Origin of the sequence: Sphingobacterium sp. UBA1498 (assembly GCF_002325125.1) — a bacterium.
GTDB lineage: Bacteria > Bacteroidota > Bacteroidia > Sphingobacteriales > Sphingobacteriaceae > Sphingobacterium.
Window position 1 is genome coordinate 267,969 of record NZ_DCRG01000003.1, and the last position, 25,168, is coordinate 293,136.

General features: G+C 39.6%; 24 protein-coding genes. 6 read left to right on the forward strand and 18 right to left on the reverse strand.

The genetic code is table 11. The features are described from left to right. Window positions 1–87 precede the first annotated feature (87 nt). The 5 genes from B3139_RS02730 (at window position 88) to B3139_RS02750 (ending at window position 3,895) form a co-directional block, all read left to right on the forward strand. Window positions 88–807 carry a DUF1003 domain-containing protein gene (locus B3139_RS02730; protein WP_209581766.1) on the forward strand — a complete coding sequence of 240 codons (720 nt, stop codon included), beginning with the start codon at window positions 88–90 and terminating at the stop codon, window positions 805–807. Further along, entirely contained in the window at window positions 804–1,208 is a 405-nt protein-coding gene (arfB, locus tag B3139_RS02735; RefSeq protein ID WP_209581763.1) for an alternative ribosome rescue aminoacyl-tRNA hydrolase ArfB, read from the forward strand. The genes B3139_RS02730 and arfB overlap by 4 nt, the downstream gene beginning before the upstream one ends. A 135-nt stretch (window positions 1,209–1,343) precedes the next feature. After that, a complete protein-coding gene (locus tag B3139_RS02740; protein ID WP_293879627.1) occupies window positions 1,344–1,712 on the forward strand; it encodes a BlaI/MecI/CopY family transcriptional regulator in 369 nt (122 codons plus the stop codon). Window positions 1,713–1,741: 29 nt separating this feature from the next. Next, window positions 1,742–2,986 carry an energy transducer TonB gene (locus B3139_RS02745; protein WP_293879628.1) on the forward strand — a complete coding sequence of 415 codons (1,245 nt, stop codon included), beginning with the start codon at window positions 1,742–1,744 and terminating at the stop codon, window positions 2,984–2,986. Window positions 2,987–3,004: 18 nt separating this feature from the next. Further along, the gene (locus tag B3139_RS02750) at window positions 3,005–3,895 is read left to right on the forward strand and encodes a hypothetical protein (RefSeq protein WP_293879629.1); all 891 of its coding nucleotides are present in this window, start codon (window positions 3,005–3,007) and stop codon (window positions 3,893–3,895) included. 8 nt (window positions 3,896–3,903) lie between these two features. On the opposite strand, the gene B3139_RS02755 is transcribed toward B3139_RS02750, so the two are convergent. The 12 genes from B3139_RS02755 to B3139_RS02810 all read right to left on the reverse strand — a co-directional run bounded on the left by B3139_RS02755 (window position 3,904) and on the right by B3139_RS02810 (window position 13,938). Continuing rightward, on the reverse strand, window positions 3,904–4,191 hold the full coding sequence (locus B3139_RS02755) for a chaperone modulator CbpM (protein WP_293879630.1): 288 nt from the start codon (window positions 4,189–4,191) through the stop codon (window positions 3,904–3,906). A 4-nt stretch (window positions 4,192–4,195) separates the two neighbouring features. Continuing rightward, complete coding sequence (locus B3139_RS02760) at window positions 4,196–5,110, reverse strand: J domain-containing protein (RefSeq protein ID WP_293879631.1); 915 nt, start codon at window positions 5,108–5,110, stop codon at window positions 4,196–4,198. 157 nt (window positions 5,111–5,267) lie between these two features. Continuing rightward, window positions 5,268–6,842: a M28 family peptidase gene (locus B3139_RS02765; RefSeq protein ID WP_293879632.1), complete on the reverse strand. Its 1,575-nt coding sequence runs from the start codon at window positions 6,840–6,842 to the stop codon at window positions 5,268–5,270. A gap of 177 nt (window positions 6,843–7,019) precedes the next feature. Continuing rightward, the gene (gene rpiB, locus B3139_RS02770) at window positions 7,020–7,466 is read right to left on the reverse strand and encodes a ribose 5-phosphate isomerase B (RefSeq protein ID WP_209581732.1); all 447 of its coding nucleotides are present in this window, start codon (window positions 7,464–7,466) and stop codon (window positions 7,020–7,022) included. Window positions 7,467–7,479: 13 nt separating this feature from the next. Further along, window positions 7,480–8,340, reverse strand: a complete 861-nt coding sequence (gene tatC, locus B3139_RS02775; protein WP_209581730.1) for a twin-arginine translocase subunit TatC — start codon at window positions 8,338–8,340, stop codon at window positions 7,480–7,482. Between the two features lie 76 nt (window positions 8,341–8,416). Beyond that, window positions 8,417–9,772 carry an acetyl-CoA carboxylase biotin carboxylase subunit gene (gene accC, locus B3139_RS02780; protein ID WP_209581726.1) on the reverse strand — a complete coding sequence of 452 codons (1,356 nt, stop codon included), beginning with the start codon at window positions 9,770–9,772 and terminating at the stop codon, window positions 8,417–8,419. A gap of 74 nt (window positions 9,773–9,846) precedes the next feature. Beyond that, entirely contained in the window at window positions 9,847–10,326 is a 480-nt protein-coding gene (gene accB, locus B3139_RS02785) for an acetyl-CoA carboxylase biotin carboxyl carrier protein (protein ID WP_209581723.1), read from the reverse strand. A 74-nt stretch (window positions 10,327–10,400) separates the two neighbouring features. Continuing rightward, on the reverse strand, window positions 10,401–11,390 hold the full coding sequence (locus B3139_RS02790) for a beta-ketoacyl-ACP synthase III (RefSeq protein WP_209581697.1): 990 nt from the start codon (window positions 11,388–11,390) through the stop codon (window positions 10,401–10,403). A gap of 7 nt (window positions 11,391–11,397) precedes the next feature. Then, window positions 11,398–12,336 (reverse strand): phosphate acyltransferase PlsX, encoded by a 939-nt coding sequence (gene plsX, locus B3139_RS02795; protein ID WP_293879633.1) that lies wholly within the window; start codon window positions 12,334–12,336, stop codon window positions 11,398–11,400. A 106-nt stretch (window positions 12,337–12,442) separates the two neighbouring features. Further along, the gene (gene rpmF / locus B3139_RS02800) at window positions 12,443–12,634 is read right to left on the reverse strand and encodes a 50S ribosomal protein L32 (protein ID WP_046672269.1); all 192 of its coding nucleotides are present in this window, start codon (window positions 12,632–12,634) and stop codon (window positions 12,443–12,445) included. Between the two features lie 14 nt (window positions 12,635–12,648). Continuing rightward, entirely contained in the window at window positions 12,649–13,185 is a 537-nt protein-coding gene (locus B3139_RS02805) for a YceD family protein (RefSeq protein ID WP_293879634.1), read from the reverse strand. Window positions 13,186–13,287: 102 nt separating this feature from the next. Further along, window positions 13,288–13,938 carry an epoxyqueuosine reductase QueH gene (locus tag B3139_RS02810; RefSeq protein ID WP_209581691.1) on the reverse strand — a complete coding sequence of 217 codons (651 nt, stop codon included), beginning with the start codon at window positions 13,936–13,938 and terminating at the stop codon, window positions 13,288–13,290. A 178-nt stretch (window positions 13,939–14,116) separates the two neighbouring features. On the opposite strand from B3139_RS02810, the gene B3139_RS02815 reads away from it, so the two are divergent. Next, on the forward strand, window positions 14,117–15,277 hold the full coding sequence (locus B3139_RS02815) for a hypothetical protein (protein ID WP_293879635.1): 1,161 nt from the start codon (window positions 14,117–14,119) through the stop codon (window positions 15,275–15,277). A gap of 8 nt (window positions 15,278–15,285) precedes the next feature. On the opposite strand, the gene B3139_RS02820 is transcribed toward B3139_RS02815, so the two are convergent. The 6 genes from B3139_RS02820 to B3139_RS02845 all read right to left on the reverse strand — a co-directional run bounded on the left by B3139_RS02820 (window position 15,286) and on the right by B3139_RS02845 (window position 25,168). Continuing rightward, window positions 15,286–16,134, reverse strand: a complete 849-nt coding sequence (locus tag B3139_RS02820; protein ID WP_293879636.1) for a transglutaminase-like domain-containing protein — start codon at window positions 16,132–16,134, stop codon at window positions 15,286–15,288. Between the two features lie 100 nt (window positions 16,135–16,234). Continuing rightward, a complete protein-coding gene (locus B3139_RS02825) occupies window positions 16,235–16,894 on the reverse strand; it encodes an ABC transporter ATP-binding protein (protein WP_209581685.1) in 660 nt (219 codons plus the stop codon). Between the two features lie 106 nt (window positions 16,895–17,000). Next, entirely contained in the window at window positions 17,001–19,403 is a 2,403-nt protein-coding gene (locus B3139_RS02830; protein ID WP_293879637.1) for an FtsX-like permease family protein, read from the reverse strand. A gap of 254 nt (window positions 19,404–19,657) precedes the next feature. Beyond that, window positions 19,658–22,096 carry an ABC transporter permease gene (locus B3139_RS02835; RefSeq protein ID WP_293879638.1) on the reverse strand — a complete coding sequence of 813 codons (2,439 nt, stop codon included), beginning with the start codon at window positions 22,094–22,096 and terminating at the stop codon, window positions 19,658–19,660. 205 nt (window positions 22,097–22,301) lie between these two features. Next, window positions 22,302–22,526, reverse strand: coding sequence for a helix-turn-helix domain-containing protein (locus B3139_RS02840; protein WP_209581680.1), 225 nt, complete (start codon window positions 22,524–22,526; stop codon window positions 22,302–22,304). A 245-nt stretch (window positions 22,527–22,771) separates the two neighbouring features. Continuing rightward, a complete protein-coding gene (locus tag B3139_RS02845) occupies window positions 22,772–25,168 on the reverse strand; it encodes an ABC transporter permease (protein ID WP_293879639.1) in 2,397 nt (798 codons plus the stop codon).

Genomic DNA, 25,168 nt, shown 5'->3' on the forward strand with positions numbered 1-25,168 from the left:
TAAAATAACAAAAACCAATTGCCATAGTTTTGTGAATTTTTTGATTGGTTAAAAAGCGCTATCTTTAAATAGACATTTAATCGGTATATGGATAACTTTATAAGTGATATTTCAGGACAGCAGTTTCCTTCTGAACAACGTATTTTGGGGGCTTCAATTCGACAGCCAATTTTTAAACTGATAAAAAAGGAGTATCCGAGCTTTGGTAAAGATAAATACATCGCTTCCACAGAGTTGACACGGTTCAAAGAAGCTTATATATCCGAATTTTTAAGGGATGAGTCGGGACAGTTAAGTCAACTCGATCAACAGGTAATTGATAGCTTCAAGGAAAATAAGGTAATCAGCGCGAGTCTGGATGGGGATACAAATGAACCGATCAGCTTAGGGGACAAAGTTGCAGATAAAGTGGCGGAATTTGGTGGAAGCTGGGTATTTATTATTTCTTTTATCTTTTTTTTGATCGTTTGGATCTTAGCCAATATCTATTGGTTAAATAATAAAGGTTTTGATCCCTATCCCTTTATTTTACTTAACCTGATTCTGTCCTGTGTGGCAGCGTTACAGGCTCCCGTTATTATGATGAGCCAAAATAGGCAGGAAGATAAAGATCGCGAACGGGCAAGAAATGATTATATGGTTAACTTAAAAGCCGAACTCGAAATTAGGGAATTGCATGAGAAAATTGATCACCTCATTATCCGCAAAGAGCAGGAACTTGCCGAAGTACAACGGGACCAAGTGGAAAAATTGGGTTTTTTACTAAAGAAAATGGAAAAGATAGAAGAAGCATTTAAAGAAAAATGAATTTAGAAGGAGTAATAGGCGAACTGACGTTTAAGTTTTCCAGGTCAGGCGGAGCAGGTGGACAACACGTAAACAAGGTGTCATCCAAAGTATTGCTGCAGTGGAATGTCGAGGTTTCCACAGCTGTTTCTGTTGAAGAAAAAGCGATGATTTATACAGTTTTGGCAAATCGCATAAATAAATATGGAATATTGCAACTGGAATGTGATATCGATCGATCACAGATTCGGAATAAAGAAATTGCAATCGATCGCTTTAGGCGTATTTTGGAGTCCGCGCTTGTACCAATAAAGGCCCGAAAGAAAACAAGAATACCTTATTCAAGTATTTTAAAAAGGTTAGACAGAAAGAAGCAACAAGCTCAACTGAAAGCTTCACGCAAGAAGAACTTCGAAGATTAAATTCGAATCTTTAATAATAAGCATTGTTTATCAGTTATTTATTTTAAAACTAAAAATACAGTTGTGAAACTAAATATTTAGTTTTAACTTAGATAACGTATTATTATTACAGTATTTTTTTATTCTATAGAGGTTATGGAAGATTTTAAAGAGTTAACGAAAGCTGAAGAGCAAATTATGAAAGAGCTCTGGGAGATGGAGCGTGGCTTTGTCAAAGAGATTATTGATCGGTTGCCAGAACCGAAACCTGCCTACAATACAGTGTCGACTATCGTTCGTATTCTCGAAACGAAGGGTTTTGTGACGCATGAATCTTTTGGAAAAAGCCATCAGTATTCACCGAAGATTTCAAAAGAGGAATATAAGAAAGGTCTTACAGGAAAATTACTAACCAATTATTTTGATAATTCCCCCAAAAGTATGCTTTCTTATTTTTTGGAAGAGAATAGATTAGACGTTAGGGAACTTGATGAAATCCTGTCTATAATTGAACGTAATAAGTAACAACCAAAACCTTTATAAACTTTTTGATTATGATTTATTTATTGATTGTCAATGTTTCATTGATTATCAGTTTTGTACTCTATAAACTGATTTTTAGAAGGCTCACTTTTTTTCAATGGAATCGGATCTATCTCATCGGAATGTCCATATTTTCGCTATTGGCTCCGGTAGGTATTTTTATTGAATTACCAAAGACTGAGCTGATTTCCAAACATCTTGTAAAGATCGATCTGGGAACATATGTGGATATAGGAATTGGAAGCTCAATTGAACAGCCCTTATTTTTTTTAGATATAATTGTAAAGATTTATTGGATAGGGGTGATACTCGCCTGCCTTTTCCTAATGGTCCGAATCAGCTATCTTTTTCGGGTATTGCGTTCTTCGCCTGATCACCTAAGTTTTTCCTTTTTTAATAGGATTGTAATCGGGAGATTGACCTACAACAAGGAAAATATTGCATGGCATGAACAGATCCATACTGAACAGGGGCATTCATACGACTTGCTATTGATTGAGATCCTGAAAATTTTCAATTGGTTCAATCCTGTTGTCTATTTTCTTCAAAGAGAAATACGGTTTCAACATGAATATATTGTAGATGAAATTTGTTCTGCCGATAAGGTGGCCTATGCAGAAATGTTGGTCGCTCATGCATTGCGAACAGACCAATTGGTTTTTTCACAAGAATTTTCGAATCATTCGTTTTTAAAGTTGCGCATCAGGATGTTATTTAAAGATAAATCGAACCCGAGACAGCGCCTGTTATATGTAACGGTGTTACCCATGCTATTTTTGATAACCTTATCTACTTTAGTATTCAATACGAGTAGGGCAAAAGGAATGGTTTTAGCTGTTGAGTCAGGGGTTAAGCAGGTGGCAACATTCGATCATCAGACCTACCCGCCTAAACAAACAAAGCGTAGCCACATACAGTCCAATGAACAATCGGATACGATGCCTTTTGATCAGGTCGAAGTGAAGCCAGTTCCAGAAAGAGGAATGCAGTCATTTATGATTTGGGTAGGCAATAATTTTCAGTTTCCAAAACAGGCTGTGGAACATGATGTCAGTGGTATGATTGAAGTCAATTTTATTATTGAAATAGATGGTAGCTTATCCCATATTAAAGTAAAAAAGGATCTCGGTTATGGCACCAAAGAAGCAACGTTGAAACTCATGGAACGTGCAAAGCGATGGAAACCGGCGCTCGTCGGCGGTAAACCAGTACGAGTTGCCTATACATTGCCCATTCGTCTTAATCTAGCAAAATAAAACATCAAGTATTATATTATGCACACCATAATCATCCGAGTCTTCTATGTCATTATCGCCTTTGCGACGCTCTCTTCATGTAAATCTTATCAGGTCGTTCCTAACGGTTTTGCTGTCGAGGGAGACGAATATTTTGTTAATCTCAATAAAGAGCTCACCGTATTTTTAGGGGATGATATTATGGAGGATAAAAATTGGCAAGGCAATACGAGTCCAATCAATGCCGATAAAGTTACGCGTAGGTTTCGCAAGGTGTTACGCCACTTGCGATATTCGGACACTGCTTACAGCGTGCTATTTTCTGGACATTTAGCGGGGAAATATAGCTATGATATGCTTGCCATAGTGAACAATTCACCAAATGTAAAAGGAAAGAAAAACCATCTGCTGAATCTAAGTTCTTTTCAACGTGAGCAGCATAAAGAAGGTCGATATTTTTATAACATCACAACGTTTAAAAGGCAGAAGTTGCTTCATTTTGTCATCCCTTTTAACGGCCGCCTTTGGCAAGAAAAAATGGTGTCTTTGATTTTTCTCGTCCCCGAGAATTTTACCGACGTTGCATGGGCTAAGGATATCGTAATGTCGAATGTGGCCATGTATCGCGATCGTTATAAGTTTACACCGAGCCGTACCGAAATTTTATGCCCAGATGACGGTATTAGCCGTTCACATTTGGATTATAAAATTCCTGAAGAAAAGATAAACAAAACAGGCTTTATGTTAATGAAAGCCTATGGTGTGGTTGAGGGGAAAAGAAAATTGGTTGTTTATCGTGTGATGAAGCCCAATGATTTTTATGGATCCTTTGTCACCTGTAAAGGAGATTATGAAATTCTGTACACGACTTTGAAAGATAAAATTGTTTGGCAGACCAAAGTAAATACAGAGCGAGATGTCGAATTTTAAAGAATAAATTAAAATCNNGATTTTAATTTATTCTTTAAATGCCAGATTTCATTTTGAAGCTGCTCCACTTTTTCCAATAAATGGCTGGCCACCTGAATTCCGGCAGGATTCACTTCTAGCTCGTAATAGAGATTTGAAAAACGTTCCAGTTTCTGAAGATCGTCTTCATCGATATATTGTTCTTCCTGTTGAATGACGATGTGTATGAGGCCATATTCCACCATGGTTTCCAAAAAGGTTGTTTCAACCTTTCTAGACTGACAGAAGTCTATGACTCTTATAAGTGTCGTTTCCATAATATTATTTCTTTAGATCCTTCAATTGTTGAAACAATGTTTTTTCTTCGGCAGTCAGATTACTCGGCATTTGTATATTCAATGTAACATATAGATCTCCAAATTCGCCCTCCTTTCGATACACAGGAAAACCTTTTCCTTTAAGACGCATTTTTGCACCATTTTGACTTTCAGCTTTTATTTTTAATTTTACTTTTCCACCGAATGTATCTAGCGTAGCCTCGCCGCCTAAGATAGCGGTGTAGAGATCGATGTCAAGTGTTGTATACAAGTCGCTTCCCTGACGTTTAAAACGACCATCGGGCGCGATGTTGATTGTTATGTAGAGATCTCCCTTTGGACCACCATTTATACCATCGCCTCCATAACCTTTAAGTTTGATTTTTTGTCCATCCTCGACTCCCGCATGAATCGTGATACGGATATTTTTTCCGTTGATATTAAATGTTTGTGAATGGGTGGTGTAAGCCTCTTGTAAAGATAAGCTGAGTTCGGCATTAAAATCCTGTCCACGGAATGTGCTTTGCCGTCCGCCACCACCTCTGCTCCCAAACATCTGTTCAAAGAAATCAGAAAATTGGCCGTCGTCAAAGTTTCCGGTATATTCGTAAGAACCGCTGTTTCCGCCAAATGGATTGCCTCCAGCCGACTGGGATTGGCGGTATTGCTGTTGCGCTTTTTCATATTCCTCCCCATGTTGCCAGTGCTCACCATATTGGTCATACTTTTTACGCTTTTCAGGGTCAGATAATACCTCATTTGCCTCATTAATCTCCTGAAATCTTTGTTTGGCCTCATTGTCGTTAGGGTTGACATCAGGATGGTATTTGCGGGCTAGTTTTCGATATGCTTTTTTGATCTCATCAGCTGAGGCTGTCTTATCAGTGCCAAGCACTTTATAGTAATCTACAAAAGCCATAAATTATACTTGTTTTTTGTATTAAAGTTAACAATAATTACCCATAAAATGTTTATCCTAAAGGTCATTTTACCGTATAAAAAAAGCAAGTAAACCTTTGTTCACTTGCCTTTTTTTATACGGTAAAATAATTTTAATTGCTGCGGATAATTCGGTCTTATTCCTTATTGGTGTCAACAACGAGGCGATTTTCCCGATTGGCAATTTGCCATGCAGTAAAGAATGCAAGTTGCTCGCGCTTTACCATCAAGGGAAAATCGATCTTGTCATAGGTGTCCGCAGGTGTGTGATAGTCCGGATGCAATCCCGAAAAATAAAAGACTGAGGGTATACCTTTTTTTGCAAAGTTGTAATGATCTGAACGATAATACAAACGCATGGGATCCTTTGGATTGTCATAGGTGTAGTCGATCTCCATTTTCGTATGCATCTCATTCTCATTCTTATTGATTTGATACAACTCCGAGCTCAATTTATCCGAACCAATCGCATGGATGTAATTGTGATTTCCTTTGAGATGCTTATCGTCGACACGACCAATCATATCAATATTAATGCAGGCTACAGTATTTTTCAATGGGAACACTGGATTTTCGGTATAAAATTTGGATCCTAATAATCCTTTTTCCTCTGCAGCGTAGGTAATGAACAACATACTGCGCCTAGGGCCATTTCCAGCAGATTTAGCCTTTGAAAAAACACGTGCCAACTCGAGAACAGCCGTTGTGCCCGAGGCATTGTCATCGGCCCCAAAGAAGATATTTCCTTTGGAATCTATTCCATCGTGGTCATAGTGGCCTCCAATCACCACGACTTCATCTTTTTTATCTGTTCCTTCCAGGTAACCAAGAATATTTGGGTCAGTTAGAGTAGTGGCATTGGTGCCAAACTCGGCTTTAAAATTAGTAGGAATAACAAAAGAACTTGGCTGTCCAGATCGATTAATCTTTGAAACTATAGCGGCAAGGTTAGTTCGCGCTAGATTCAAAACATAGTTGGCTGCATGATCAGTAATATTGACAACAGGGATCATAGGCGACTTCTCCGGTGCGGGTTGATCTATCGCTAAATTATAGCGTCCTTCTGTAGCCCGGTCTCCAGCATCTTCCAAAAGTTGAGATAATTGACTGTTAATAGCCAATATCATCTTAGGATTGTGTTTAAGGATTTCCTTAACTTTTTTATTTCTGGTTGTCGACCAGTTAGACGGAGTCTTTGTGCTGCTAATCCATGAATTACCCTTTTCATCCGTTGGTTCATGCTCATTGATTAGCATAACAATCTTATTATGGAGATCCATACCAGCGATATCCGAATATTTGGGATCATCAATACCATAGCCAATAAAAACAATTTCACTACCCTCGAAAAACTTGTTTTCATTGTTGCCAATGACAAAAATATCTTTGCCATGTTGAAAAGGTCTCTCATTAATACTAAATTGCTTTACCTTGAAGCTATTTCGAATAAGCTGCAAGGGTTGGAAATAAGATCCATTGACAGGTGCAGTAAGGCCATATTTTTTAAATTCATTGGCAATATATTCTGCAGCCAGGCGTCCGCCTTTTTGCCCCGTTCCTCTGCCTTCAAAATCAACAGAAGCTAAGGTGCGTAGATGCTTTTGCGTAGATTCTACGGTGATTTCCTCCGCATATTTACTGTTTACGTCCTGTGCTTTAGCACAGCTCATCAGCACGCATGCGATCCAAAGCAGGTTGTATATTTTTTTCATTGTTTATTTTTTACTGTTACTAGTTTGTAAGCTTTATCTTGAGTTTTCAGTTGGCTCCACCGCCGCTATCTTCTTACAGATAGATGTAAGTACGTTCAGTATCTGCACAATATATAAAAAAAAGCGGATGAAAAGTATTGTTTACCTTTCATCCGCATCTTAAAATATGTTAATTTATTAACAGCTACAAGCGATTTTGTCTACCCGATTAGCGTGACGGCCACCTTCGAATGCTGTGTTTATAAATGTATTGATAATCTTTTTAGCAAGCTCAAGATCGATAAAACGTGCTGGGATACACACTACGTTAGCATCATTATGCTGACGGGCCAAAGCAGAGATTTCCTCTAACCAGCAGATAGCAGCACGAATATTTTGGTGTTTATTGGCTGTGATGGCAACTCCATTTGCACTGCCACAAATTAAAACTCCGGCATCTGCTTCTTTATTTTCCACTGCTGATGCAACTGGGTGTGCGAAATCTGGATAGTCAACTGAGTCTGGAGAATTTGTCCCAAAATCTGTTACTTCATAACCCAATTCTTTCAAAAAGCTTACCAAAGCTGTTTTGTAGTCAAAACCCGCGTGGTCACTTCCAATTGCAATTTTCTTTACGCTGCTCATTTTTATTGTTATTTTATTTTTCTTGTGCTAATTTTTTTCTTTTAACATCCGCAGAAACCATAATACTGATTTCATATAATAGGAACATTGGTGCCGCAACTGTCAGCATGGTGATTATATCTGCCGAAGGTGTAATAACCGCAGCTATCACTAAAATAATGACTGTTGCATAACGACGGCTGGCTCGCATAAATTCCGGAGTCATAATACCGATTTTAGAGAGAATAAATACCAGTATCGGAAGTAGGAAGACAATACCACAGCCCAATGTTAAAGTTGAAATGGTCGAGAGGTAATTATCAATGGTAATCTGGTTGACGATTTCATCACTCAGCGATACATTTGCTAGAAAGTTGATGGATAATGGTACAACAATGTAGTATCCGAAGAGTGCCCCTAAAATAAACAATAGCGAAGCATAAAATACAAACCCACGGGCAGATCGTCTTTCTACGTCTGTTAAAGCTGGTTTTACAAATAACCAAATTTCAAAAAGGAGATAAGGAAAGCCCATCATCAAAGCCATCAATAAACAGGAGTTTATCTGAAGCATAAATTGACCTGCTAGTTCAGTATTGATGATATTAAAAGGAATTTTTTTTACACAAAAGTCTGCCAGATTAAAAGCGTCGGCTGCTTTACACATCATGCGATAAGTCCAAAAATTTAGATTCTTTGGCCCCATGATGATATCGTTAAATACGAAATCATAGAATGTAAAAGCAATACCTGCAAAGATACAGATCGCAATTGCCGAACGGACCAAATGCCATCTTAAAACCTCAAGGTGGTCAAAGAACGACATCTCTGCTTCTATGTTCTTCCCTTTATCTTTAATAGCTTGTATAAGATCTTTCGAATTAGGTGTACTCATAAAAATTGTTTGGAAACAAAAATACCATTCTTATTGTAAAGAATGGTATTTTTTATGTGTGTAAAGATAATTTTATTTAATCTTCTACAGGATATTCAGTTAGGTCAAAAGTTTCCATAAACTTCGTTGTGAAATTACCTGCTCTAAAATTAGGATCACGCATCAATCTTAAGTGCAAAGGGATGGTTGTTTTGATTCCTTCAATGACAAATTCGCTTAGTGCTCTTTCCATAGTGCTGATTGCTTCCTCACGCGTTTGTGCCACAGTGATTAATTTCGCAATCATCGAATCGTAATTAGGCGGAATGGTGTATCCTGAATATACATGGGTATCTACACGTACTCCATGCCCACCTGGTGAGTGAAAGTTCGTGATCTTACCTGGAGAAGGGCGGAAGTTATTAAAAGGATCTTCTGCATTGATACGACATTCAATGGCATGCATCTGCGGTTCATAATTTTTTCCCGAGATAGGAATTCCTGCTGCCACTTTAATCTGTTCTTTGATCAAATCAAAATTGATGACTTCTTCCGTTACTGGATGTTCTACCTGGATACGGGTATTCATTTCCATAAAGTAGAAGTTACGATGTTTGTCAACCAGGAATTCGATCGTACCAGCGCCCTCATAGTTCACCGCTTTGGCACCTTTGACAGCAGCTTCACCCATTTCGGCTCTCAACTCAGGAGTCATGAATGGAGATGGAGATTCTTCGATCAATTTTTGGTGACGGCGTTGAATTGAGCAGTCACGTTCAGATAGGTGACATACAGTGCCAAATTGATCACCTACAATCTGGAATTCAATATGACGAGGTTCTTCTACATATTTTTCAAGGTAGATTCCATCATTACCGAAAGCCGCAGCTGATTCAACACGTGCAGAATCCCACGCCGGTTCGAATTCTTCATCTTTCCAAATGATACGCATTCCTCGACCACCACCACCAGCAGTTGCTTTGATGATAACAGGATAACCGATTTCATTGGCTAATGAAATGCCTTCTTTTACATTTGAGATCAAACCTTCAGATCCGGGCACTGTAGGAACACCAGCTTTTTTCATGGTATCCTTAGCACGGGATTTATCACCCATTTTCTCGATCTGTTCGGCTGTAGCACCAATAAATTTGATGCCATATTCTGCACATATTGCTGAAAAGCGCGCATTTTCGGATAAGAAACCATATCCTGGATGGATTGCATCAGCATTTGTCAGTTCGGCAGCAGAAATAATATTCGGAATGTTTAAGTAAGAGTCTCTACTTGGAGGAGGACCGATACAAACGGCTTCATCCGCAAATCTTACGTGTAGGCTATCTCGGTCAGCAGTAGAATATACTGCAACACTTTTGATACCCATTTCACGACAGGTACGGATAATGCGCAGGGCAATCTCTCCTCTATTTGCAATTAATATTTTTTTGAACATTGTCTTGAATTATGAAGTTTGCAAAAAAATGTAGCCCTTTGGAGGCTACATATATTCATTTACACAATTGTAAATTATTTAGGCTCAACTAAGAATAATGGCTGGTCGAACTCAACAGGTTGAGCATCTTCTACCAAAATCTTAACGATTTTACCTGAAACTTCAGATTCAATTTCGTTGAATAATTTCATTGCTTCAACGATACATAATACAGAACCTGTATTGATATCATCACCAACATTGATGAAAGACGGTTTGCCAGGTCCTGCCGAACGGTAGAATGTACCGATCATTGGTGATTTGATTGTAATCAAGTTTGCATCTGCATTTGCGGCTGGCGCTGCAGGACTAGCTACAGGAGCTGGTGCCGCTGCTTGCGCAACTTGAGGAGCAGCGATAGGGGCAACAGCAGGAACAGAAGCTGTTACATACGTAGGCTCTTGATTTGTTTTTATTGTAATTTTAAAATCTTGCTCTTCAATCGAGACTTCATTCACACCTGATTTTGAAACGAATTTAATCAAGTCCTGAATTTGTTTGATATCCATACCCATAGTATTCTAGGTTTTGTTTGTTTCTAAAAAATTCTAACTGTCAAAAGTAATAAATTATACCATAAAATGGACAATTAATACGCCCATTTTAAATAGATGGATCCCCAAGTGAAACCACCGCCGAAAGCGGCAAGGATAAGATTATCTCCTTTCTTCAATTGCGATTCCCATTCCCATAAACACAAAGGGATTGTACCACTTGTTGTGTTACCATATTTTTGAATGTTCACCATGACCTTCTCATCCGGCAATCCCACGCGCTCTGCTGTAGCATCAATGATACGTTTATTGGCCTGATGAGGTACCAACCACGCGATATCTTCCGATTTAAGATTGTTTTTGACCATCACTTCGTGCGCAACATCTGCCATATTGGTTACCGCAAATTTAAATACTGTGCGGCCTTCTTGATAGGCATAGTGCAATCCGGCATCTACCGTTGCATGCGAGGCTGGGTTAAGTGATCCACCACCTTTGATATTCAAAAATTGTCCCCCAGAACCATCGGTTTTTAAAATTGCATCTTGTATACCTAAACCCTCTTCATTAGGTTCCAATAGGACACAACCACAACCATCACCAAATAGGATACAGGTATTGCGGTCTTGATAATTGATGACCGAAGACATTTTGTCTGCACCGATAACGAGTACTTTTTTGTGTGTACCGGCAATGATAAATTGCGTTGCCGTGTTCAAACCGAATAAAAATCCTGAGCATGCAGCCTGAAGATCAAATCCCCAAGCATTGGTCGCTCCAATTTTATCGGCAAGAATATTAGCTGTGGCAGGGAACAGCATATCTGGAGTACTGGTACAAAAGATGATGAGATCAATATCTGTAGCAGCTATGCCTCTTTTTTTCAATAAACCTTGAACGGCAGGTACAGCAAGATCTGAAGTAGCAAGCCCTTCGCCTTTTAAGATGCGACGCTCTTTGATTCCCGTTCTGGAAACGATCCACTCGTCGTTAGTGTCGACCATTGTTTCCAATTCTTTGTTGGTTAGGATGTAATCCGGAACGTAACCATTTACAGCCGTAATTGCGGCGTGAATCTTTGACATAAATATTCTAATTGAAAATAGATCTGATGCTGTCAATGAACTTAGACTCGATCATATCTCTTGAAAATAAAACCATATTTTTAATGGCCTCAGGTGTCGAAATACCGTGGCCAATAATGACAGGAGCATTTACTCCCAGGATGGGGCTACCGCCGTACTGTTCGTAGTTGAATCGGTCGAAAAAATCATCTTTAAAACCCTTTTTCAACGTTACTACATAAAATGATTCTGCAAGTTTCAAGACGACATTTCCTGTAAATCCATCACAGACATATACGTCTGCATGGTCACTGAACAGGTCGCGACCTTCTGCATTTCCGATAAAGTTAATTTTGTCGTTGGCTTTTAGTAGGGGGTAGGTAGAGGTTGTTAGGATGTTTCCTTTTTCTTCTTCTTCTCCGATATTCAATAATCCGACTTTAGGGTTGGATACATTGAACACATGTTCGGCAAAGACACTTCCCAAGATTGCAAATTGGTTCAACATCTCTGGTTTACAGTCCGCATTTGCGCCGACGTCCAATAAGATCCCGAAGCCTGATTTCAATTTGGGAACGATGGATGCTATAGCAGGACGCAATACGCCTGGGATAGCTTTAACGCTGAACATCGAGCCCACGAGCATAGCGCCGGTGTTACCAGCAGAAGCGAATGAGTCGATTTCTTTGTTTTTTAAATAGTCAAATCCCTTCGCAATACTTGAGTTGGGTTTTTGAGTTATTGCTTTGGTTGGATGTTCACCCATCGCAATAATTTCTGGAGCCTCAACATATTCAAAGTCAGATGAATTTCCTCCGGCTTGATTGATTAATTGTTTTGTCTCTTCAGTTTTACCAAAAAGGACTATTTTTTGGTCTCCAGTAAGCTGCTTTTGTGCTTCAATAGCACCTGTTATCGTTGCTTTAGGAGCATAATCTCCTCCTAAAATATCTAAACCAATCTTCATCCGTTATTATTTAGTAAATCAATAATACGCAAAAAACATCCCAAAGTAAAGCAAATTTCTAAAATAGTGCTTGTCTGGGATGTTTTGGCGTTATGAAAGGTTTACCTTAGACAACAGCTGTATTTTCAATGATCAATTTACCGTTGTAGTACAAATTTCCGTCTACAGTATATGCACGGTGAGGTAAATGAACTGCGCCAGTTTCTTTACATACTGTCAAGCTTGGAGCTTCAGCTTTATAATGTGTTCTTCTTTTGTCTCTTCTTGATTTAGAAGTCTTACGTTTTGGATGTGCCATCTCGTATTCTTGTTTTAGTTATTTTTAATATTTCTCAATGCTTCCCAACGTGGGTCGATAATTTCTTCTTCTTTTTGTTCCTCTGATTCTGGCTCGCTTGTGAATAATGCGAGCATCTCAGGATCACATTGTATGCCTTCTCCCTGCTCTTCACATTTGACGATATAGGGAACAGCTAAATTAATGTATTCATACAATAGCTCAGCTATATTCAACTCATGGTCGCTTTTGGATAAAATTAACACCTCTTCGGTGTTATCTGTCCAATCTTCATCCGTGAATTTGACTAATATCCGCTCTTGAATTGAAATCGGTGACATAAACTCTTTTAAGCAGGTATCACAAGTCAACTGAATTTCACCTTGGATATCAAAATGCAATATCAACAGGTTCTCCTGTTTTTGCAACTCAACTTCTGCTTCCAGATTGCCATCTTTTACAATCGAATGTTCGTAGCAGTCAAAGAACTTTTTATTAATGTCAAACTCAAAATTGTGCTTTCCAGCGTTGAGCCCCGAAAAGGGAATTCTATATTGTTTTAGATGTTTCACAATCTTGCATTTGAGCCTGCAAAGGTATGTATAAAATCATTAGGATCGAAATATTTTTTTAAATATTCTAAGGCCAAGCTTTATACCTACCAATGATAGGGCTTATTCATAATAATTTTTGCCTAACTCTATCTTTTCGCGCCCATTTGCCATGCGCCATTTATTCGTGTCGCGCAGCGAATAAGCGCAGCCGCAATACTCCTGCATATAGAATTTCTCCTTCTTGGAGACTTCCAACATACGGGCCGATCCACCTTTCTTACGCCAGTTGAAGGTCCAATATTCCATACCTTCATGCCGCGAAGCCGCACGTAAGCCGCAATCGTTGATTTGCTCCATATTTTTCCAGCGTGAAATGCCCAGTGAACTAGAAATCACATCAAAGCCATTCGCCGCTGCATACTCCGCTGTTTTTTCAAAACGCATATCAAAACACATCGTGCAGCGAATACCTCTCTCCGGCTCTTGTTCCATCCCCTTGGCTAAATCAAACCAATGGTCTACATCATAATCTGCATCAATAAAAGGAATATGATGTTTTTCTGCAAATCGAATGTTCTCGTCTTTGCGTAAATCATATTCTTTGCGTGGATGAATATTGGGATTGTAAAAATAAATCGTAAAATCGATATCTGAAGCAATGAGTGCTTCCATTACTTCTCCAGAACAAGGAGCACAGCAGGAGTGTAAGAGTAATTTCTTGCCTTCTCCAGGTAACGTCAATGTCTCCCTTACAAATTCCTTATTTTCCATAATCGTATATGCTAACAAAAACAAAGGCAATTTTAATCAAAAAGTAGCGAATTGACAAATATTTCCGTTTTACTTTGAAGGGGCTGCCCTTAAAAGAATCATATAAATTCATTTATTTTCTACATATATTAGTAGATTTGTATGTTTAACGCAATACGCTATTTTTAATAAAAAAAATATGAAATTTTCGTTTCAATCCTGTATTATTATAGTATTCATCAGTATTATAGGTTTTGTTTCCTGTAAGAAATTGGATGATGAACCAACAAACGAAGGACGAATCACGCAGATATCGAGATTGTATATCTCTTTTTTAGATTATGATCCGAATAATTCTTCCCTGAAAAATATGATGATTGTTGATCCAGCAGATACCAACAATTTGGATAATATCTATCAATATCTATCTCCGGCTAAAGGGGGCGGGCCAATTCTCTTTGATGCGAATGCCAAGGCTGTTTTCCAGGCAAGTATTACTCCGCAGGATACATTTATACAGGTTATCCCATTTGCAAATGATATCTATGGTATTCCCGGTACTTCTGGTGCAATTGGATACCGAGGTTTTACAAATGTCAGGGGCTTGGCCTACTACACTTTTTCGCAACAAAATAGTGCTACTTCCGCTACAACCATTCCGTTTCTTTTAGCCGTGACAAACCGTGGAGCCGGTAGCTCCATGTTGTATGCCGTAAGTACGCCTACTGGGAAGGTCGGCTCGAAGGGTGGAGCCCCTATTATTGATAAGCAGATAAATCTGGGAACTGTTGTCCCGAGTTCGCTGACGTTGCTCAATGGCAGCAATAACAATGATAAGTTAGTAGTTATAGGTTTTAATAGTGATGGCTCGAGTAAGGGAAGTGGATTTGCAGTTTATGCCAACCTCCAACAACAATTGATTAATCAGGCGCGTGATACGATTGTCGATTCAGATAAATTCAAGCCTATGATGAAAGTCTATATCAAAGGAAGAACCCAATTGGGCCCCGTATCTTATGCACCCAATAAGGGCTTATTAGCGGTAACATCGGGTAAAGAAGTATTATTTTTTAAAAATCCTGCCGCTTTGTTTAGTGGGACTACAGACAAAGTAGATGTTGAGCCTGATTATGTTGTCGGTGGAGCGAATACTGGATTAGTAGAGCCTTGGGGAGTAACAATTGATGACCGGCGCGACGAAGGAAAGTTTTTTTATGTTTCTGATCTAACGAATAATACGATTTCGCGGTTCCCATTGTTAGAAGAAGGTAACATACAACCAGATATTGCAGCAAAAACATACGGAAATCTGCGTCCAAATTATATCTTTTTGGATGGTCGGTCGACTACAAACTTTTAATAAATAGTTTAAGCAAGCAGTTCAAACAGTGTTTTGATTTCCTGTTGCTTGCTTGAACTTTCATGCTCTTCGTAGGCAGACATCAAATTTCGTAAAGCACGTTTAATGATTGTGACATTATCGCAGGGATAGGTAAACGCGCTATCTGGATATAGGTTCAGTTGCTTCAGAAATGAATTTACATCACTTTTTTGCATTACCTGACCCCGGTTAAATGCATTGATGTAAAATAAAACTTGTTCATTCCCTTCTTCGTCCATATCCATATACGCCAACACAAAATGCTTTGGTAAATTAATCCCATAGATTGGAATGTCCAGTTTCTGTGCAATGATGCTGTAGATGCAGGATAAGGTTAGGGGATTTCCTTTTTTTGTGTCCAGTACCTGGCCAATATAGGAGTTCTGTGGGTGATGATAGTCCTTCGTATTCCCTGCTAAGCCGAAAGACCCAAAAAGAACATGATTCATCAGGTTCACTTTTTCCAGCGGAGTCATGTCGTAATGAAGACCTCGCCATACCTCAGTTTTGAGGTCTTCTATCGCCAAAACAATTTTATGGTTTTCATAGGAAGGATATTGATAATTATTGAGGATAATTAATCCTTCCAGTAGGTTGAATGAGTTGCTCAGGTTCCAGATTTGTAACTCATTTTTGGTCTGATCAAACTGAATTTCATGAATGATATTTTCTAGACGCCCCTGTACATGGGGATCAAAGCTCGATTCCCAAAATCTTTCCAAATGGGGTATGATCTCAGGACCTTGACTTTTTAATTGGTGTTCAACTTCCTGAACAATCTGTTGGTCGGTGTCGTCCAACAGTGATACTAGCGATTTCAACTCTCTCTCATTCATCCTAACGAAGTTAAAAAATTGATTCGAGAAATAATATAAAAAAATCCCCCCAGTAATTTGCTTACCGGGTAGGGATTATTCAGGTTAATTTGGCGTACAATTATTTGAGCTGACCATCCAGCATATTCACAATTCTTTTGCCGTATTCTGCATTCTTTTCCGAATGCGTTACTTGTATGATCGTCACACCGTCATCGTTGAGCTGTTTGAATAGATCCATGATTTCTTCACCCTGTTTGGAGTTTAAATTCCCTGTAGGTTCATCGGCCAGTAATAATTTAGGCGAACCTGCTAATGCACGTGCAATACCGACAATCTGTTGTTGACCTCCGGATAACTGCGCTGGAAATAGGTCTTTCTTTCCCACGATGCCAAAACGATCGAGCATATCGGCCACAATAGCTTTTCTTTCTTTGCTTGAAATGTCTTTATAAATCAAGGGCGTTTCGATATTTTCGTATACAGTCAATTCATCCAAGAGATGATAAGCCTGAAATACATAGCCAATATGGGACTGGTAAAGCTGCGTTCTTTTTTTCGCTTTCATTTCCAATACATTCTCGCCCATAAAAAAATACGCCCCCTCGTCAGGTTCATCAAGCATGCCGATAATATTCAGCAGGGTCGATTTTCCAGACCCCGATGGCCCCATGATGGAGATAAAATCGCCTTCAGCAATATCGAGACTTACATCTTTAAGGACGAATGAGCGTGTGCCACCTACATTATACCACTTGAATAAATTTTTTAATTGTATCATTTTTTAATATTGAGATCTTAGATATTCGTATTTATATTTTTTCTAGTAGCCACAATTGGTATTCGATTGCAGCGTATGGACTGGCATTGGTTCTCTTCATGTTCTATTATTCTTCCCGCAGACTGTCTACTGGATTTGTTTTTGCGACTTTTATAGATTGAAAGCTGATGGAAAATAATATCAACATAAATATGCAAAATATTGGAATCAAAAACGACCACCAGGATAGCTGTATATGATAGGCGAAATTGGAAAGCCATTTGTTCATAAGCATATAGGCTATTGGAATTGCGATCCCGATTCCGATCACAAAGAGCTTGAAAAAAGGCTTGTTTAGTTGAACAAACAGTAAGTGTACCGATGCTCCCAGTACTTTACGGATACTCATTTCCTTTTTTCGTAATGCCGCCTGATACGCTGCCATACTGAATAGCCCTAAAGCCGCGATGATAACCGAAAGGGTTGTGAAACTATTAAAAGCAGTCTGCAATTCTTGCTGCTTTTTGTGTTGTAAAGCATATTGCTCATCCATAAAGGAATAATCAAGGGGCAGATCTTTTGCGGCTGGGTTTTTCGCCCATTCTGCTTTGACCGTTTGAATTGCCCGATCGACCATTCCCGATTTTGTTTTGACCATGAGTGTGGTTTGAAAGCGCGTACTGCCACATTCACTTTTAAATGAATATATCGTCGGTTGAACTACATTTTCAAAGCCGTAAGCTTTACTGTCTTTGACCAGGCCAACAATTTCAAAGTTAACATCACAGCCCTTAATTTTTACGCCTATGGGGTTTGCAAGTCCTAAATTTTTGGCAGCAGATTCGTTGATGACCGCATAGTTCGATAGCGAGTCGCGGAGCAACTGGTCCATGGACAGGTTGATATTTCCCGCTAGATGAGGGATATTTAATGTCTTGAAATATCCAGGATCAATACCGACATGTGCAAATGAAACGGTTTTTTGAATATAGGAAAAATCCTTTTTCGGAGGCTGTTCGCCTTCCCCTGGGATATTTGTCGCTGATGCGACTGAGGCAATACTGGGATCATTCTCTAACCGACGTTTTAATTGTTGATAAGAACCATCGATTTTATTATCGTAATACATACCGACACCTCTGAAATTGACGACCTGTGCAGGTTCAAATCCTTTATCCGTCTGCTGCATATAATTTAGCTGTGCTCGAATAACTAGCATGCCCGAAATAAATAGGATGGCCATACTGATTTGGAAAGTTAGCAATGCGTTGCGAAATGTGCCTTTTTTGAGATTAGAAGTCAGTCCACCTTTTAGGAGATTGACAGATTTGAAGCCGGAGAGTACGATAGCTGGATATATTGCCGATAGAACCGTTGTCATTAGTACGGCAATAGCAAGTTGGGCAATTGTTTCCGAACTCAAAATATAGCCTTTAAGGTCATCATTGAACCATTTTTGAAGGATATTTCCTGTGAGGGCCAAAGCGACGAAACTTAGGCCTGCCGCACTGAATGTCAGAATAAATACTTCGAGCGCCAATTGTCTGACGATAGCCCAGCGGGAGCTTCCCAATATTTTTTTGAGTGCAAGTTCCTTAATGCGTTGATCCGCCTGTGCCATAATCATGTTGGCAAAATTGGCTGAGGCGAGTAAGAGAATCAAAACGGAGAGAATACCAATAATCCACGTGATGATATAAGCCGTGTTACTTCCCGTTTTTGGCCGAAGGTGAAGGTTGGTCAATGGATCCAGATAGATTTTCCCTTTGGCATAACTAGAGGAGCGAATTTTATCTTTCGGTGCGATTTCTTTCTGGTAAAGCGCATTGATGCGACCCGTCAAATTCGCGATATCCGTACCGGGCCGAACCTGAATAAAAGTTTGATACAAAAAAGGATTATTATCGGCAAAGAGATCCTGCGGTTCACGGATAAAAAGGAGATCATAATCAATTATGGATAGACCTTTTTCTTTGATGGTGCCATAAATCGTCTCGTGCACACCTAGAGCAAGGCTTTGAGCTGGAATCGAATGGGGACTGTCGAAATTTAGGCCCTCTTTTTTGAATAGTTGTTCGGCGATATGGCTTTTGACCATAGTCGCTTCCTTTTGTTCCTTGTTTTTGTAGAGTGGCCCAGTTGCATTTTCGATTTGAAAGATGCGTGCCGCAGAGGAGTCAATGAGCGCAGCATTTTTAATAAGGACTGTATTTTCACCAAAAAGGGGATAACTGCCGTAGTTGTAGACTATTTTTCGACCTGCATAGATGATTTCAGGTAAATTTTGTTTTAACAAAGGAGCCATAGCAGGCGAGGTCTCATCTGTAAAAGCGCCTTCGGCTTCCAAACCAATTTGATAGATATCCTTGAAATGTGGATTCCATGTATCGTAACTCGTTTCGCGATTGATGTATTGATACGAAAGGATAAAACCTGTAAAACCAAGGGTCAGTCCGATAATGTTCAAAAATGTGAAACCCTTATTTTTTAAAAGTTTACGCCATGCCAGTTTGAAATCATTTTGTGCCATTTTACGCTGGATATGTATGTTTAAACCAATTCGAACTATTTCACCTAATTAAAAATGCAATCCCCTTGCCATTGTTGTAATTGTTTTGCTATAAGTGTCTTATGTTGTGTTTATCTTGTTTTTGGATGTCCGATTTCGGACAGTTTTCGTTCGCAATCGAACATTCATCCCCCTTTAGCCATTGGCATTGCCCTCCACGCAACAGGCAAGCAATGACCAAGGCAACAAGCACTAATTTTTAAGATCTTCTGACTTTATTCATCTCTTAGACTATCGACGGGGTTGGTCCTGATAGCCTTCCAGGTCTGATAACTAATGGTACCTAAGGCGATGAGGACAGCGGCCATGCCCGCCAGAAAAAAGTATATCCAGTTGATATCTATTTTATAGTTGAAGTCTCTGAGCCATTGGTTCATTGCCCACCACGCAACAGGTGAGGCAATAACCAAGGCAACAAACACCAATTTTATAAAGTCTCCGGACATCAGTTTCAGTAATCTCATCGTACTTGCGCCAAGCACCTTCCGCACACCGATTTCTTTTGTCCGCTGTTGTGTCACATAGGTGGCTAGTCCAAAGAGACCGAGGGCAGCCACAAAAATGGCGACGATTGCAAAACAGCTGAATATATTTTTCGTCCGTTCAACATCTTGATAAAGGGAAGCAAAGCCCTCATCCAAAAAACTGTAATTGATCTTTTGATTGGGTGAAAATTTATTCCATACACTGTTAATTCCGTTCAGGGTCTCCTGTAGGTTTTCGGGTTTAACTTTAATGGATAAAAGTGAGGGATAACCCCGTAATACCATACATAAGCCAGCGTACCCTTTACCTTTCAGCGACTCAAAAATAAAATCGTTCACAACACCAACGACTGTCCAGGTATCGCCATTGGTTATTTTTGCTCCGATGGGATTTTTTAATCCCAGGTCATTCGCCAATTTTTGGTTGATGATGGCAGCCGTGCTGTCTGTGGCCATTTTGGGATCGAAATTTCTACCTTTGGTCAGTTGCAATCCGAAGGTCTCAAGGTAATCCTGGTCAATCTCCCAGAACTGTCCCTGTGTGGCCATATCGATCTCCCGTCTGCCCTCATTCCAAAATGGGTTGCCGTTTCTTTTGGCACCATCAATGGGAACTGGAATAAAATCGCCTAAGGAAACGGAACTTACATTTGCAATGGACTTCAACTCATTTTTAAGGCTTGGGATCTGATTCCCCAATGTACCAATACCTCGGAGGATAATGACCTGTTCCTTTTTGAAACCTAAATCTTTTTCAAGGATATAACGTATCTGTTGATTGGTCACCAAGGCACTTACAATAAGGATGATGGATGTAGCAAACTGAAAGACGACAAGGCCATTTCTGAATAATGAAGATTTGGCTCCGGTGGTCTTGTTTTTCAATGCGGCAATCGGTTTAAATCGGGATAGATACAAAGCTGGATAGATTCCGGCCAGGCTGCCGATGAACAGTATTGCCAACAATAATGATGGGAAAAAGTAAGGGGATGTCCATGGGATGGTCAGGGACTTATTGGCGAGACTGTTGAATATGGGCAACAAAACCCAGCTCAACAATAGACCAACAAGCAAAGACAATACACTATAACAAATCGCCTCGAGCAGGAATTGTCCGATCAATAATGTCCTTGTCGAACCAATTGTCTTCCGGATGCCAATTTCTTTGGCCCGTGTAGCGGCATTGGCGGTCGATAGGTTAATAAAATTGATACACGCTATCAAAAGAATAAACAATGCGACGATGGCAAAAGTCCAGACCATGCGGATATCTCCCCGATTCAATATACTGACTTTATCGTCATCGATATCGGAAGACTTCAAATGGATGTCAAGTGCATTTTGTAAGTTGATTTTTGCCTGTTCGAATAAAGGATTGAGCTTGCGCCCTGATTTTTTATATTCAGGTAAATAGTGCGCTTTATAATTTCTTAAAATCTCCTTTTCGGTTTGTTCAATATTAACTTGCGGCTTTAATTTAACGTAGACTGTGTAATTGTTACTGAGCCATTGGTTCTGTTCGCCGGGATAAAAGGGTTCGCCTGCGAGCGACATGAAAAAGCTATAACCTGCTAAAGTGGAGTTTTTGGGTATATCTTCGATCACGCCGGTAATGGTATAGAGTTTGGATCTGTTATTGTTCAGATAAATGGTCTGTCCAATAGGATCATTTTTAAAGTATTTTTCCGCTTTACTTTTCGTAATGACAAGTGTATTGGGTTGATCCAATGCATGGGCAAGAGTTCCTGAAACCATGGGTGTCGGAAACATGTCAAGAATAGATTGATCAATATACACAAAGCCATCATCATAAAAGCTTTGCGGGTTATCATTCAGGGAGAGCTGGTTACTTCCTGCGCCAAATAAAGGGTTAGGGAGTATCCGGCCTGTTTGTTCTATGGAAGGAATTTCAGCTTTCAGTGTCGGGGCAACGGGAGCCGAGAGTGATACCCAACGTTGAATTTTACCTTCGATCGGAAGCTGAACGACGAGGCGATAGGTGCGATCCATTGCTGGATAGAACTTGTTGTAGCTGGTCTCATGCTTGATATACAGTACGATGAGCATACAGACTGCAATACCAAAAGCAAATCCCCCGATCTTTATAAAAGAATAGAGCTTATTTTTTGCCATGTTTCGCCAAGCGACCTTAAGACTATTTCCTATCATAACAATACATTTTTAACATCTTATTGATCGGTAATCGACCGGTCAATCTAGACATTAGACTGAAGTCAATTGTATTGCCGTTTTATTAAGTTGCTGTTTTTCAGTGTTTTGTTTTGTTTGTTGGATTTTGTGGCTGTACGATATCGAACAGTTTTTCGTCCAATACCGCACAGATCATCTTATTAAAGGGCTCTAGGAAAGTATCCTAATCCTTAATCTGTTTTAGTTGGAGGTGCTCGCAGAGTTCGAGCATCATTTTGGCCGGATCTGTATCGATGGCCAGAGCAATCAAGTACATTTCATCTAAACGTAATTTAGCGGTCTCAGTCATGGTCAATTCATTGATTCTCGCTTTACTTAATCCTGTTTTGCGGGCAATCTGGGATTTATTCACAGATTTCTTCGCTAAAAAATCGCCTAGTTTTGTCATCCTTTTATTTAATAATCTGTCCTTTTGTATAGATAAAGATAGATAATGTTATTTTTATTTATACAAATGTTTTTGTTTTTGAAATATTTTCTATTTCTTTGTATCGAAAATCTATATGATTTCAATGTGTGAATGATGAAAACAGCGAAAATCCAAAGACTTATACCAATTATAAACTTTCATTCCCTTTAGCTAAATAATAGTTTGCACTATTTAAATTTCGCACACCTACGGCTAATTTTTTATTATTCATCCCGTAAACTATTGACGGGATTAATGCGGGCCGTCTGGAATATCCGGACAGCAATAATCGTTAACGTCGTCACACCCATAAACAATCCCGTGAAAACAAAGAGAGCAATCGGAACATCGATATGGTAGTAAAAATTTTCCAGCCATTTGTGCGTAAACCACCATGCTATGGGGAAAGCGATTAGAATCGCAATCAGCAAGAGCGCGATAAAGGATCTGGAAATCATATAGGTGATCGTATTTACCGAAGCACCGAGCACTTTACGGATACCGATTTCTTTTACCCGTCGTTCTAGCGTATAAATGGCAATGGCTACGATCCCTAAGATAGCAATCAGCATACTGGCTCCTGTAAAAAATGCCAATTGCTGGTACTGCTTTTTCTCTTTGTTATATTGATGCTGCACCTGATCTTCCTGCCAGTTGAATTGCGCGATCCGATTAGGGAAAAAGTGGTTCCAGGTGCTGTTTACCAAGGCTAAAGCTTCCTTTTTCTTACCTTCTTGCACGCGGATAAGCATGCAGCTGCCTTCCCATTCATTTTGCGATTTAATCGCAAAAGGACCGATCGGAAACTTTAAACTTGCTCCGTTGAACTCTTTAAATACGCCTACAGGTGTATTGTTTAAAGGCTCATTGCTCTTATTAAGTTTTAAAGACAGCCGCTGGGCGGTCTGTTCGGAAACGAGCATATTGGTAAGTACCCGTTGTCCGGCCTGAATCGAATCTGTAAACGGTCTATCCAGCGCATAGTCCGCACTTAAAGGCCGGCCACTAAGGAGCTTTATGCCCATTGTTTTGATGTAATCATAATCCGCATAGACAAATACCACTGGGAGTTCTTTGTTCGGATTGTTAGGGTCTGCTACTGTTTTAAAATCCACACTACCACTAAAGGGCGTCCAGCTTGTGAGACTGACCGAAGAGATGTACGAATGTTTTAATAGCTCCTGTTTGAAGGCCTGATCCTTCCCCTCCCAGGAGGTATAATTGATAGCCAAGAGATTTTTGGGCTCATAGCCAAGATCTTTGTTGTACAGATAGTGCAATTGCGCACGCATGGACATCATACAGATCGCTACGACGATGGCAATGGCAAACTGGAAAATCACCAATACTTTGGTAAATACCATATTTAGGGGGAGCTTGAAGAAAGAAAGCTGTTTCCGAAGTTCTAGGGACGGATGTGTTTTTGATAGTGACAAGGCTGTAGGTAGGCTACAAATCCAGCCCAGAACGATCCAAATAGATAGCAGTCCAACAAACATGAAGAAGGAATGTTGGTAGCTCATGGTCAAAGGATGTTCTAAATAGTGCTCAAATGCAGGAAATATAAGCACGTAACTCAAAAATGCAATCAGAAAAGAGCCGGCAAAGAGCATGGTACTCTCAAGGCCCATCTGTAGGATCAGATTTTTTCGGCTTGCTCCCAGTACTTTGCGGATACCGATCTGTTGTGTACGTTTGAGCGCATGTGCAAAGCTCAGGTTGATGTAATTGATACTGACCAATACAAGGATCAAGATCGCTATTCCTGCTAGCAGATAAATATCTTGCATAGGGTTCTCCCATCCTGTAATACTTCGCAAGTGTATATCAGTGATGGGTTCAATGAAAAGATTGTGCTCTTTCAGCCAATCACCTAGTTTTTGCGTATTATACCACTTGTTTATCTTGTCTGAAAAACTTTTAACATCAGTTGTACTTTTGAGCAACAGAATTTGTGTTTGTAACGAACCACTTTTTTCGGGATTGAATTCATTCACCTTAGGCATCAGCACAAAGGCTTCGGCCTGAAAGGAAGAGTTATGGGGCATATCCTCGATAATTGCATTAACATAGTAAGCTTCGGGTTTCCCTTCTTGTGGTTTATTGTAGAATGTGCTACCGAGCACGTCTTTGCCACCGAAGTATTTTTGTACCCCAGAGGCTGTCAATGTGATATTTTTTGCTCCGGCAATAACGTGTTTCGGATTACCTGCGATGATTTTTGTATCAAAAAGATTGAAAAAACCGCTGTCGATTTCCAGCGTATTGATTTCGGTAAACTGCTTTGAGCCCTTGTTTATTGTTAATTTTGTTGAAAATGAATGGATTGAAGTATAGCCAAGTACTTCTGGGAAATGAGCTTTTAATGTTGCAGAGATACCTTCAGGAGCTCCCGAATTATTGTTTGTGAATCCTTCCTGTATTTCTTTGGGCACAATTCGCATTCTGTAGAGCTCTTTGGAGTTGCTCCATTGTCTGTCGTAGGAAAGCTCATCAACCACAAGCGCACTGATTAGCATAAAAACCAGCAGGGCAATCGTTAAACCAACGAGGTTTGATAGCGAATAGATACGATTGCGCATCAATGTCCGCCAAGCGGTTTTAAGATAGTTCTTTATCAT

Bases quoted from the DNA above. Each gene is read 5' to 3' on its own strand.
- B3139_RS02845 (WP_293879639.1), bottom strand. From the start codon at position 25,168: ATGATAAAGAACTATCTTAAAACCGCTTGGCGGACATTGATGCGCAAT.
- plsX (WP_293879633.1), bottom strand. From the start codon at position 12,336: ATGAAGATTGGTTTAGATATTTTAGGAGGAGATTATGCTCCTAAAGCA.
- B3139_RS02835 (WP_293879638.1), bottom strand. From the start codon at position 22,096: ATGATAGGAAATAGTCTTAAGGTCGCTTGGCGAAACATGGCAAAAAAT.
- B3139_RS02830 (WP_293879637.1), bottom strand. From the start codon at position 19,403: ATGGCACAAAATGATTTCAAACTGGCATGGCGTAAACTTTTAAAAAAT.
- accB (WP_209581723.1), bottom strand. From the start codon at position 10,326: ATGGGTATGGATATCAAACAAATTCAGGACTTGATTAAATTCGTTTCA.
- arfB (WP_209581763.1), top strand. From the start codon at position 804: ATGAATTTAGAAGGAGTAATAGGCGAACTGACGTTTAAGTTTTCCAGG.
- accC (WP_209581726.1), bottom strand. From the start codon at position 9,772: ATGTTCAAAAAAATATTAATTGCAAATAGAGGAGAGATTGCCCTGCGC.
- rpmF (WP_046672269.1), bottom strand. From the start codon at position 12,634: ATGGCACATCCAAAACGTAAGACTTCTAAATCAAGAAGAGACAAAAGA.
- B3139_RS02765 (WP_293879632.1), bottom strand. From the start codon at position 6,842: ATGAAAAAAATATACAACCTGCTTTGGATCGCATGCGTGCTGATGAGC.
- B3139_RS02815 (WP_293879635.1), top strand. From the start codon at position 14,117: ATGAAATTTTCGTTTCAATCCTGTATTATTATAGTATTCATCAGTATT.
- B3139_RS02840 (WP_209581680.1), bottom strand. From the start codon at position 22,526: ATGACAAAACTAGGCGATTTTTTAGCGAAGAAATCTGTGAATAAATCC.
- B3139_RS02825 (WP_209581685.1), bottom strand. From the start codon at position 16,894: ATGATACAATTAAAAAATTTATTCAAGTGGTATAATGTAGGTGGCACA.
- B3139_RS02810 (WP_209581691.1), bottom strand. From the start codon at position 13,938: ATGGAAAATAAGGAATTTGTAAGGGAGACATTGACGTTACCTGGAGAA.
- B3139_RS02820 (WP_293879636.1), bottom strand. From the start codon at position 16,134: ATGAATGAGAGAGAGTTGAAATCGCTAGTATCACTGTTGGACGACACC.
- B3139_RS02740 (WP_293879627.1), top strand. From the start codon at position 1,344: ATGGAAGATTTTAAAGAGTTAACGAAAGCTGAAGAGCAAATTATGAAA.
- B3139_RS02790 (WP_209581697.1), bottom strand. From the start codon at position 11,390: ATGTCAAAGATTCACGCCGCAATTACGGCTGTAAATGGTTACGTTCCG.
- B3139_RS02760 (WP_293879631.1), bottom strand. From the start codon at position 5,110: ATGGCTTTTGTAGATTACTATAAAGTGCTTGGCACTGATAAGACAGCC.
- B3139_RS02750 (WP_293879629.1), top strand. From the start codon at position 3,005: ATGCACACCATAATCATCCGAGTCTTCTATGTCATTATCGCCTTTGCG.
- B3139_RS02745 (WP_293879628.1), top strand. From the start codon at position 1,742: ATGATTTATTTATTGATTGTCAATGTTTCATTGATTATCAGTTTTGTA.
- B3139_RS02730 (WP_209581766.1), top strand. From the start codon at position 88: ATGGATAACTTTATAAGTGATATTTCAGGACAGCAGTTTCCTTCTGAA.
- rpiB (WP_209581732.1), bottom strand. From the start codon at position 7,466: ATGAGCAGCGTAAAGAAAATTGCAATTGGAAGTGACCACGCGGGTTTT.
- tatC (WP_209581730.1), bottom strand. From the start codon at position 8,340: ATGAGTACACCTAATTCGAAAGATCTTATACAAGCTATTAAAGATAAA.